Origin of the sequence: Pseudomonas sp. 22189 (assembly GCF_052045635.1) — a bacterium.
Classification (GTDB): Bacteria; Pseudomonadota; Gammaproteobacteria; order Pseudomonadales; family Pseudomonadaceae; genus Aquipseudomonas; species Aquipseudomonas parakoreensis.
In genome coordinates, this window is record NZ_JBQEPG010000045.1 from 19,318 (window position 1) to 30,112 (window position 10,795).

Annotated in this window: 9 protein-coding genes; 5 read left to right on the forward strand and 4 right to left on the reverse strand. The window is 60.3% G+C overall.

Going from position 1 to position 10,795, the window contains the following annotated elements; genetic code table 11:
- Positions 1-50: 50 nt before the first annotated feature.
- A complete protein-coding gene (gene algW, locus ACTJKS_RS26995; RefSeq protein WP_108181690.1) occupies positions 51-1,205 on the reverse strand; it encodes a Do family serine endopeptidase AlgW in 1,155 nt (384 codons plus the stop codon).
- Positions 1,206-1,308: 103 nt separating this feature from the next.
- Here algW and ACTJKS_RS27000 point away from each other — a divergent pair, with 103 nt between their 5' ends.
- From ACTJKS_RS27000 to cysN, 3 genes are all read left to right on the forward strand, one after another.
- Positions 1,309-2,067, forward strand: coding sequence for a Nif3-like dinuclear metal center hexameric protein (locus tag ACTJKS_RS27000; protein WP_095139506.1), 759 nt, complete (start codon positions 1,309-1,311; stop codon positions 2,065-2,067).
- Positions 2,068-2,248: 181 nt separating this feature from the next.
- Positions 2,249-3,166, forward strand: a complete 918-nt coding sequence (gene cysD, locus ACTJKS_RS27005) for a sulfate adenylyltransferase subunit CysD (protein ID WP_007912374.1) — start codon at positions 2,249-2,251, stop codon at positions 3,164-3,166.
- Between the two features lie 9 nt (positions 3,167-3,175).
- Complete coding sequence (gene cysN, locus ACTJKS_RS27010) at positions 3,176-5,074, forward strand: sulfate adenylyltransferase subunit CysN (protein WP_262949108.1); 1,899 nt, start codon at positions 3,176-3,178, stop codon at positions 5,072-5,074.
- 835 nt (positions 5,075-5,909) lie between these two features.
- Here the strand turns inward: cysN and ACTJKS_RS27015 are convergent.
- From ACTJKS_RS27015 to ACTJKS_RS27025, 3 genes are read right to left on the reverse strand one after another with little or no spacing between them, the layout of a single operon-like run.
- On the reverse strand, positions 5,910-6,815 hold the full coding sequence (locus ACTJKS_RS27015) for an acyltransferase (protein WP_108181692.1): 906 nt from the start codon (positions 6,813-6,815) through the stop codon (positions 5,910-5,912).
- Complete coding sequence (gene pta / locus ACTJKS_RS27020) at positions 6,816-8,915, reverse strand: phosphate acetyltransferase (protein ID WP_047291738.1); 2,100 nt, start codon at positions 8,913-8,915, stop codon at positions 6,816-6,818.
- 60 nt (positions 8,916-8,975) lie between these two features.
- Positions 8,976-9,302 carry a DUF3565 domain-containing protein gene (locus tag ACTJKS_RS27025; protein ID WP_041073923.1) on the reverse strand — a complete coding sequence of 109 codons (327 nt, stop codon included), beginning with the start codon at positions 9,300-9,302 and terminating at the stop codon, positions 8,976-8,978.
- On the opposite strand from ACTJKS_RS27025, the gene ACTJKS_RS27030 reads away from it, so the two are divergent.
- Positions 9,271-9,756, forward strand: a complete 486-nt coding sequence (locus ACTJKS_RS27030) for an FKBP-type peptidyl-prolyl cis-trans isomerase (RefSeq protein WP_007968032.1) — start codon at positions 9,271-9,273, stop codon at positions 9,754-9,756. The two genes, ACTJKS_RS27025 and ACTJKS_RS27030, sit on opposite strands and share 32 nt — an antisense overlap.
- Before the next feature lie 122 nt (positions 9,757-9,878).
- Positions 9,879-10,361 carry a glutathione peroxidase gene (locus ACTJKS_RS27035; RefSeq protein ID WP_108181693.1) on the forward strand — a complete coding sequence of 161 codons (483 nt, stop codon included), beginning with the start codon at positions 9,879-9,881 and terminating at the stop codon, positions 10,359-10,361.
- Positions 10,362-10,795: the final 434 nt, after the last annotated feature.

Below are 10,795 nucleotides of genomic sequence, written 5' to 3' on the forward strand. Positions count from 1 at the left end.
ACGACCTCTTCGCGAGCAGGCTCGCTCCCACATTGATTTGTACTGGCGGCTTACTCTTCTTCTTTCACAGGCGCCGGCGGTGGACGCAGGCCGATTTCAGCAGTCAGCTTGATCTCTTTGCCGTTGCGCATGACCTGAATGGTGACCTTGTCGGTCGGTTTGATCCGCGCCACCTGATTCATGGACTTTCGCCCATCACCCGCCGGTTCTCCGTCGATACTCAGAATCACGTCACCCAGCTGCAGGCCGGCCTTCTGTGCCGGGCCATCGCGGAAGATTCCCGCCACGACAATTCCCGGACGCCCGGACAGGCCAAACGACTCGGCCAGTTCCTGGGTCAGCGGCTGCACTTCAATACCGAGCCAGCCACGAATCACCTGACCGTGCTCGATGATCGACTTCATCACCTCCATCGCCAGTTTTACCGGAATCGCAAAACCGATGCCTTGCGAGCCGCCGGACTTGGAGAAGATCGCGGTGTTGATCCCGGTGAGATTGCCGTTGGCATCGACCAGTGCGCCGCCGGAGTTGCCCGGGTTGATCGCCGCGTCGGTCTGGATGAAGTCTTCGTAATTGTTCAGGCCCAACTGGTTGCGCCCGGTGGCGCTGATGATGCCCATGGTCACGGTCTGGCCGACGCCGAACGGGTTGCCGATGGCCAGTGCGACGTCGCCGATGCGGATGTTGTCGGAGCGGCCGACGGTGATCGCCGGGAGGTTTTTCAGGTCAATCTTCAGCACCGCGAGGTCGGTTTCCGGGTCGCTGCCGATGACGCGGGCGAGGGTTTCGCGCCCATCCTTGAGTGCCACCACGATCTGATCGGCGCCGGTGGTCACGTGGTTGTTGGTCAGAATGTAGCCTTCCGGGCTCATGATCACGCCGGAACCGAGGCTCGATTCCATGCGTTTCTGCTTCGGCGAGTTGTCACCGAAGAAGCGCCGGAACTGCGGATCCTCAAACAGCGGGTGCGCCGGTTTGTTGATGACTTTGGTGGTGTAGAGGTTGACCACCGACGGTGCGGCGATGGTCACCGCGTCGGCATAGGACACCGGGCCCTGTTGCACACTGGTGGTTTGCGGGGCCTGTTGCAGGTTGACGTCGAGGCTCGGAAGCCCGACCCACTGCGGGTAACGCTGAATAATCAACAGAGCGATAAGCACGCCGGCCAACAGCGGCCAGCCAAAAAAACGCAGCGCCTTGAGCATTAAGCACGTCCTGGAAAAGTTGCAGGCGGGGGCAGACCGCCGATAATGTCGCGCATTATACGAGGCCGCGCGCGCCTCTGAACGGGATATTTAGGAGTCTTTCATGGCCGTCGCCCTCAGCACCCTGGTCGAAGAAGCCGACCGTTACCTCGGCAGTGCGAAAATCGCCGATTATTGCCCCAATGGCCTGCAGGTGGAGGGGCGTCCGCAGGTGATGCGCATTGTCAGTGGCGTCACCGCCAGTCAGGCCTTGCTCGATGCTGCGGTGGAAGCCGAAGCCGATCTGATACTTGTGCATCACGGCTATTTCTGGAAAGGCGAAAACCCGTGCATCACCGGCATGAAGCAGCGCCGCCTGAAGACCCTGCTCAAGCACGACATCAGTCTGCTCGCTTATCACCTGCCACTGGACCTGCACCCGGAGGTCGGCAACAACGTGCAGTTGGCGCGTCAACTGGACATCACCGTCGAAGGGCCGTTGGACCCGGACAACCTGAAGATCGTCGGGCTGGTCGGCTCGTTGAACGAGCCAATGACTGCGCGAGACTTCGCCCGCAAGGTCAAAGACGTCATGGGCCGCGAACCACTGCTGGTCGAGGGCAGTGCGATGATTCGCCGGGTCGGCTGGTGCACAGGTGGCGGGCAGGGTTATATCGATCAGGGCGTGGCGGCGGGCGTTGATCTGTTCCTCAGTGGCGAAGCCTCCGAACAGACCTTCCACAGCGCTCGGGAAAACGACATCAGCTTCATCGCCGCCGGCCACCATGCCACCGAGCGCTATGGTGTGCAGGCGCTGGGTGACTACCTGGCCAAACGTTTTGCCCTGGAACACATCTTCATCGACTGCCCGAACCCGATCTGACGTCTCGCGGCGAGCCTGATCTGAAATGCAGCTCCTACAGGGTTAGTAGGGCAAACTGGTGGGCATATTCATATGCCCTTTCGATCTAGTTGGCGTCCTGATTAGAAGAGGGCGCTGTGCTAGGATTCCCCGCTCGAACACGGCCCGCTGGCCGTTCATAAGAAAGCTTTCGTGAGTAGCCATGGTCGACAAACTGACGCATCTGAAACAGCTGGAGGCGGAAAGCATCCACATCATCCGCGAGGTGGCCGCCGAGTTCGACAACCCGGTGATGCTGTACTCCATCGGTAAAGACTCCGCCGTGATGCTGCACCTGGCACGCAAGGCGTTCTTCCCGGGCAAACTGCCGTTTCCGGTGATGCACGTCGACACTCGCTGGAAATTCCAGGAGATGTACAAGTTCCGCGACAAGATGGTCGAAGAGCTGGGCCTGGACCTGATCACCCACATCAACCCCGATGGCGTGGCGCAGAACATCAACCCGTTCACCCACGGCAGCGCCAAACACACCGACATCATGAAGACCGAGGGCCTGAAGCAGGCACTCGACAAGCATGGTTTCGACGCCGCGTTCGGTGGTGCCCGTCGTGACGAAGAGAAGTCCCGCGCCAAAGAGCGCGTGTATTCGTTCCGCGACAGCAAGCACCGCTGGGACCCGAAGAATCAGCGTCCGGAGCTGTGGAACGTCTACAACGGCAAGGTCAACAAGGGCGAATCCATTCGTGTGTTCCCGTTGTCGAACTGGACCGAACTGGACATCTGGCAGTACATCTACCTCGAAGGCATCCCGATCGTGCCGCTGTACTTCGCCGCCGAACGCGAAGTGATCGAGAAGAACGGCACCCTGATCATGATCGATGACGAGCGCATCCTTGAGCATCTGTCCGACGAGGACAAGGCGCGCATCGTCAAAAAGAAAGTGCGTTTCCGTACCCTTGGCTGCTACCCGTTGACGGGCGCGGTGGAGTCCGAGGCCGAAAGCCTCACGGACATCATTCAGGAAATGCTCCTGACGCGAACTTCCGAGCGCCAGGGCCGGGTCATCGACCACGATGGCGCCGGCTCGATGGAAGATAAAAAACGTCAAGGCTATTTCTAAGGGGTTGTCATGTCGCACGCATCTGATTTGATCAGCGAGGACATCCTCGCCTACCTGGGCCAGCACGAACGTAAAGAGCTGCTGCGCTTTTTGACCTGCGGTAACGTCGACGACGGCAAAAGCACCCTGATCGGGCGCCTGCTGCACGACTCCAAGATGATCTACGAAGATCATCTGGAAGCCATCACCCGCGATTCGAAGAAAGTCGGCACCACCGGTGACGACATCGACCTGGCATTGCTGGTCGACGGCCTGCAGGCCGAGCGTGAGCAGGGCATCACCATCGATGTTGCCTACCGCTACTTCTCCACCGCCAAGCGCAAATTCATCATTGCCGACACCCCCGGCCATGAGCAGTACACCCGCAACATGGCCACCGGTGCATCCACCTGTGACCTGGCGATCATCCTGGTCGACGCCCGTTACGGCGTGCAGACCCAGACCCGTCGTCACAGCTTCATCGCCTCGTTGCTCGGCATCAAGCACATCGTCGTCGCCATCAACAAGATGGACCTGAAAGACTTTGATGAAGGTGTGTTCGAGTCGATCAAGGCCGACTACCTGAAGTTCGCCGAAGGCTTGAAGATGAAGCCGACCAGCATGCACTTCGTGCCGATGTCTGCTCTCAAGGGCGACAACGTGGTGAACAAGTCCGAGCGCTCGCCTTGGTACAAAGGGCAGTCGCTGATGGAGATCCTCGAGACCGTGGAAGTGGCGGGCGACCGCAACTTCACCGATCTGCGCTTCCCGGTGCAATACGTCAACCGTCCGAACCTGAACTTCCGCGGCTTCGCCGGCACCCTCGCCAGCGGCATCGTGCACAAGGGCGACGAAGTGGTGGTGCTGCCGTCGGGCAAGAGCAGCCGCGTCAAATCCATCGTCACCTTCGAAGGTGAACTGGAGCAGGCCGGTCCTGGTCAAGCGGTGACGCTGACCATGGAAGACGAAATCGACATCTCCCGTGGCGACTTGCTGGTGCATGCCGACAACGTGCCGCCGGTCACCGACAGCTTCGAAGCGATGCTGGTGTGGATGGCTGAAGAGCCGATGTTGCCGGGCAAGAAATACGACATCAAACGCGCCACCAGTTATGTGCCGGGCTCGATTGCCAGCATCGTCAACAAGGTCGACGTGAACACCCTTGAAGAAGGTCCGGCGAGCGCGTTGCAGCTCAACGAAATCGGCAAGGTGAAGATCGCGCTCGACGCGCCGATCGCCCTCGACGGTTACGACAGCAACCGCACCACCGGTGCGTTCATCGTCATTGACCGTTTGACCAACGGCACCGTTGGCGCCGGCATGATCGTCGCTCAGCCACTGAGCCACGGCACGGCCACCCACCACGGCAAACTGGCCCACGTTGCTACTGAAGAACGTGCCCAGCGCTTTGGCCAGCAACCGGCGACCGTGCTGTTCAGCGGCCTGTCCGGCGCAGGCAAGAGCACCCTGGCCTATGCGGTCGAGCGCAAGTTGTTCGACATGGGTCGTGCCGTGTTCGTACTCGATGGGCAGAACCTGCGTCACGACCTCAACAAGGGCTTGCCACATGACCGTGCCGGTCGCACCGAGAATTGGCGGCGTGCGGCGCACGTGGCGCGTCAGTTCAATGAGGCTGGTCTGTTGACCCTGGCGGCGTTTGTTGCGCCGAGTGCTGAAGGTCGCGAGCAGGCCAAGGAGCTGATCGGCAAGGATCGTCTGTTGACGGTTTATGTGCAGGCCTCGCCGGCGGTGTGTGCCGAGCGTGATCCGCAGGGCTTGTATGCTGCGGGTGGCGATAATATTCCGGGTGAGTCCTTTCCGTATGACGTGCCGCTGAATGCCGATCTGGTGATCGACACGCAGTCGCTGTCGCTGGAAGAGAGCGTCAAGCAGGTGTTGGATCTGCTGCGCAAGCGTGGCGCGATTTAAGCGTTAGTTGGAAATGAAAGGCCCGCGGATGAGTGATCATCGGCGGGTTTTTTGTTGGCTGCGATTTTTGCGCGAGCTCATTCCACTGTGGGAGCTGGCTTGCCAGCGATGGCGCCCTTATAGGCGACCATGCTCTGTCTGGCTGAGTGAATATCCGTTTCTTCGGGTGCTGCGGCTGGCGGTTTCGCCCTTACGGCGACTCACTTTTTTTACAAACGCCTAAAAAAAGTAAGCAAAAAAACGCTTGCTCCTGCGTCCGGCCCGCTCGCTAAAGCTCGGGGTCCCTTCGCTGCGGGATTGATCCGGGTGCAGCGCCTACGGTTTGCTTCGCTGCACCTCCTCTCGCTGTGTTTGGCTGCGCCAAACGGTCGCTGCGCTCCCACCCCCGGATCAATCCCTCCGCTCAGCCTTCCGACGTCGCCCGTGGATCAAGATCAAGAGCTGCAGCCGAGCTTGCGCTCATCCTGGAGTGGTGCGGCATGCGCCGCGTGCGGGTTGTATTATCTTCCCTGTAGGAGCTGCCGCAGGCTGCGATCTTTTGATCTTGATTTTGTGGGGGCTGGCCTACCAGCCGACCGATACCTAACTGAACACACCCAACCCAATTGTGGGAGCTGGCTTGCCAGCGAAGGCGAGTCGACCAATCCCTAACTGAACGCACCCAATCCAACTGTGGGAGCTGGCTTGCCAGCGAAGGCGGCCTGCCAGCCGACCAATCCCTAACTGAACGCACCCAATCCAACTGTGGGAGCTGGCCTGCCAGCGATGGCGCTATGTCATTCACCAGTGATGCTTGCTGATCTCGGCCATCGCCAGCAGGCCAGCTCCCACAAGGTTAGTGCCGGTTCGGGAATTCGCGGTGCATCTGTTCCAGCAGCGCATCCTTGTCCTGCCACAGCTGGTTGATCCAGCCCTGAAACTGCAGACGGTATTCGCCGTCCTGATCGTAGTTCTTGCCAATGAACGCTGGCGGAATCTGCAGTTCTTCAAAGTGCACCACCACGTCGCGCACGTTGCCGCACAGCAGGTCCCAGAACCCTGGACGCCCGCCCGGATAGTGGATGGTCACGTTGACGATCGATTCCAGCTGTTCTCCCATTGCGTCCAGCACAAAGGCGATGCCGCCAGCCTTGGGCTTGAGCAGGTACTTGAACGGTGATTGCTGCTGAGCGTGCTTGCCTTCGGTGAAGCGTGTGCCTTCGACGAAGTTGAAAATCCCCACCGGGTTGTCGCGAAACTTCGCGCAGGTCTTGCGCGTGGTTTCCAGGTCCTTGCCTTTCTTTTCCGGGTGCTTTTCCAGATAGGCCTTGGAGTAGCGTTTCATGAACGGAAAGCCCAGCGCCCACCACGCCAGGCCAATCACCGGGACCCAGATCAGCTCCTGCTTGAGGAAGAATTTCAGCGGCTGGATGCGCCGGTTGAGTACGTATTGCAGCACCAGGATGTCGACCCAGCTCTGGTGGTTGCTGGTGATCAGGTACGAGTGTTGGTAGTCCAGACCTTGCAGGCCGCTGATGTGCCAGCGGGTGCGGCGCACCAGGTTCATCCAGCCCTTGTTGTTGCTGATCCAGGCTTCGTGGGTGTGGCTCATCAGCCACAGTGAGGCGCGGCGGGCGAGGTCGAAGGGCAGCACTTTGATCAGCGCGACGCAGAACAGGAACGAGCACAGCAGAATCGTATTGAGTGCCAACAGCAGCGCGGCGATCACGCCGCGAATCGGGGCGGGCAGAAAGTCCAGCATTTACACATCCATAGGTCGGTTGGCGGCTTGAATCGCGGTCAGGGCGATGGTGTAGACGATGTCGTCGACCTGCGCGCCGCGCGGCAGGTCGTTCACCGGTTTGCGCAGGCCTTGCAGCATCGGGCCGAGGCTGACGCAGTCGGCACTGCGCTGCACGGCTTTGTGGGTGGTGTTGCCGGTGTTCAGGTCGGGGAACACGAACACCGTGGCGCGGCCGGCCACCTGGCTGTTGGGCGCCAGTTGCCGGGCCACATCGGCGTTGGCAGCGGCGTCGTATTGCAGCGGCCCGTCGATCAGCAGCGAGTGCTGTTGCTCGTGGGCGAGCAGGGTGGCTTCGCGGACTTTCTCGACTTCTTCGCCGCTGGCCGACTCGCCGCTGGAGTAACTGATCATCGCCACGCGCGGGGTGATGCCGAAGGCCGCTGCCGAGTCGGCGCTTTGCAGGGCGATCTCGGCCAGCTCAGTTGCGCTTGGGTGCGGATTCATCACGCAGTCGCCGTAGACCAGCACTTCTTCGGGGAACAGCATGAAGAACACTGAAGACACCAGCGTGCAGCCTGGCGCGGTCTTGATCAGTTGCAGCGCCGGGCGGATGGTGTTGGCGGTGGTGTTTATCACGCCCGACACCAGACCGTCGACTTCATCCAGCGCAAGCATCATGGTGCCAATGACCACGGTGTCTTCCAGTTGCTGCTCGGCCATCGGCGCGTTGAGGCTTTTGCTTTTGCGCAGGGCGACCATCGGTTCGATATAACGCTCGCGGATCAGATCCGGATCGAGAATCTCCAGCCCCGGCGGCAGCTCGATGCCTTGCGCGCGGGCCACGGCTTCAACATCCGCCGGTTTGGCCAGCAACACGCAACGGGCGATGCCGCGCTCCTGACAGATCGCCGCCGCTTGCACGGTGAGCGGCTCGCTGCCTTCGGGCAGGACGATGCGCTTGTTCGCCGACTGCGCCCGTTGAATCAGTTGATAGCGGAATACTGCGGGTGACAGGCGCATTTCCCGCGGGGTGCCGCAGCGCTGGTGCAGCCACTTGGCGTCAAGATGGCTGGCGACGAAGTCGGTGATGATCTCCGCGCGCTCGCGGTCATCAATGGGGATTTCCTTGTTCAGGCCATTGAGCAGGTTGGCGGTGTCGTAGGAGCCGGTGCTCACCGACAATACCGGCAGACCGGCCTGCAACGCGCCACGGCACAAGTCCATGATGCGTGGATCGGGCAGGGTGTCACTGGTCAGCAACAGCCCGGCCAATGGCACGCCGTTGAGCGCCGCAAGGCTGACCGCAAGAATGATGTCGTCGCGATCGCCGGGGGTTACCACCAGCACGCCGGGTTTGAGCAGCTCCACGGTGTTGCGCATGGTGCGCGCGCAGATGATGATTTTGGTCATGCGCCGGGTTTCATAGTCGCCGGCGTTGAGCACCTGTGCGCCCATCAGGTCAGCGACGTCGCGGGTGCGCGGTGCGTTGAGCTCGGGCTGGAACGGAATGCAGCCGAGCAGGCGGAAGTCACCGCTGCGCAGCAACGGCGAATGCTCCTTCAGGCGCGTGGCGAAGGCCTCCATGCTCTCCTCGGTCTTGACCTTGTTGAGGATCACGCCGAGGACTTTCGGGTCTTTCGGACCGCCAAACAGTTGCGCCTGCAATTCCACGCGGCCGGAGAGTTCGGCGAGCACTTCGTTTTCCGGAGCCGACACCAGAATCACTTCGGCATCCAGGCTTTTCGCCAGGTGCAAATTGACCCGCGCCGCATAACTGGCGCTGCGGGTCGGCACCATGCCTTCGACCACAAGCACGTCCTTGCCGACAGCCGCTTGCTGATACAGGGCGATGATTTCTTCGAGCAGCTCATCGAGCTGACCGTCGCCGAGCATTCGCTCGACGTGGGCCAGGCCCAGTGGTTGCGGCGGTTTCAGGCCGTGAGTACGTGCCACCAGTTCGGTGGAACGCTCGGGGCCGGTGTCGCCCGGATGCGGCTGGGCTATCGGTTTGAAGAAGCCGACTTTCAGTCCGGCCCGCTCCAGGGTACGCACCAGCCCGAGGCTGATGGAGGTCAGACCCACGCCAAAATCGGTGGGCGCGATAAAAAAAGTTTGCATGCGGATTCTCTAAGGGTGCATGGCAAGGGTGGCGATCTATACGTGACCGCCTACCGAAATTCAGTCGCCAAGGTTATCGCTAACCGAGCCTTGTGCGCACCAACCGCAGGTAAAGGCTTGGCCTATTTTTTCAATACGTTGCGCCGGGTCAAGGACCCAGGCGCGCGATTGCCATGGCGGCTGATGACGCAGGTGCTGGGTGTGGCCACAGGAAAGCTCGGCCACCCAGTGACCGTCCTCGTCCTGATGGAAGCCGGTGATCGTCGAAACCCGTTTGTCCGGGTTGTGTTCGCTTTCGCGCGATTGCTTCGCTAAACTTGGCCTTTCTATATTCTTATGCAAAAGGTCTCGCCCCATGCTGATCGCCGCCAATAAGGCTGTCTCCATCGACTATACCCTGACCAACGACGCTGGTGAGGTCATCGACAGCTCCGCCGGCGGCGCTCCGCTGGTCTACCTGCAAGGCGCAGGCAACATCATCCCGGGCCTGGAAAAAGCGCTGGAAGGCAAGGCTGTTGGTGACGAGCTGGAAGTTTCCGTTGAGCCGGAAGACGCTTACGGCGAATACGCTGCCGAACTGGTCAGCACCCTGAGCCGCAGCATGTTCGAAGGCGTTGACGAGCTGGAAGTCGGCATGCAGTTCCACGCTTCGGCGCCGGACGGCCAGATGCAGATCGTGACCATCCGTGACCTGGACGGCGACGACGTCACCGTTGACGGTAACCACCCACTGGCCGGTCAGCGCCTGAACTTCAAAGTGAAGGTCGTTGCTATCCGTGACGCCAGCCAGGAAGAAGTCGCTCATGGCCACGTCCATGGCGAAGGTGGCCATCACCACTGATTTTCTGCGCTAAGCTTCGAGTACTGGAGAGGCGCCTGCGGGCGCCTTTTTAGTCCGCGGCTGTCCTTGGTGGCCTCGCCAAGTGGCTGTTTCGAATAGAACACGGGAATCTGGAGTCCGTCATGAGTGCTTTTCACGACCTTAAGTTGACAGCCCTGGATGGTCAGGAGCTACCGTTGGCGCCTTTCAAGGGCCAAGTCGTGCTGGTGGTCAACGTCGCCTCCAAATGCGGCTTGACCCCACAGTACGCGGCACTGGAAAACCTCTACCAGCAATTCAAGGGCAAAGGCTTCAGTGTGCTGGGCCTGCCGTGCAACCAGTTTGCCGGCCAGGAACCAGGCACGGAGCAGGAAATCCAGGAATTCTGCAGCCTGAACTATGGCGTGACGTTCCCGTTGTCGAGCAAGCTTGAAGTCAACGGTCACGAGCGGCACCAGCTGTACCGCTTGCTGGCGGGCGAGGGCGCGGAGTTTCCCGGGGATATCACCTGGAACTTCGAGAAGTTTCTGCTCGGCAAGGACGGCCGGGTGCTGGCGCGGTTCTTGCCGCGTACGGCGCCGGATGATCCGACCATCGTTCACGCGATTGAAAAAGCGCTGGGCTGAACCAGCAAGATCAAAAGATCGCAGCCTGCGGCAGCTCCTTGTATCTCGACTATCGCTCCGTCAGGAGCGATAGTTCTCGACTGATCATCGAGGGAGGGACTTGGAAGCCGTGCAGCTCCTTAGGCTTTTTGCCTGTGATGTAGATCGTGCTCCAGCCCTCCACACTCACTCATATAGTTCGAACGGTATCTTGGGCCCGTCTCTGGCGAGAGCTCGCATTCGCAAGGTTGGACAGAGTGCAGTGATGATCGAAAACAGATCAATGGAGAGACACTCATGTCCAGTTTCGTCGGTGTCGATATCGCTAAAAACACCTTTGATATCGCCACGCACTTGCCAAACGGTAAGCACAAAACCAAGGCCAAGCTGCCTAATGACGCGAAGGGTTTCAAAGAGTTTGAAGCTTGGTTGAACAAGCAGGTCGAGCCCACAGC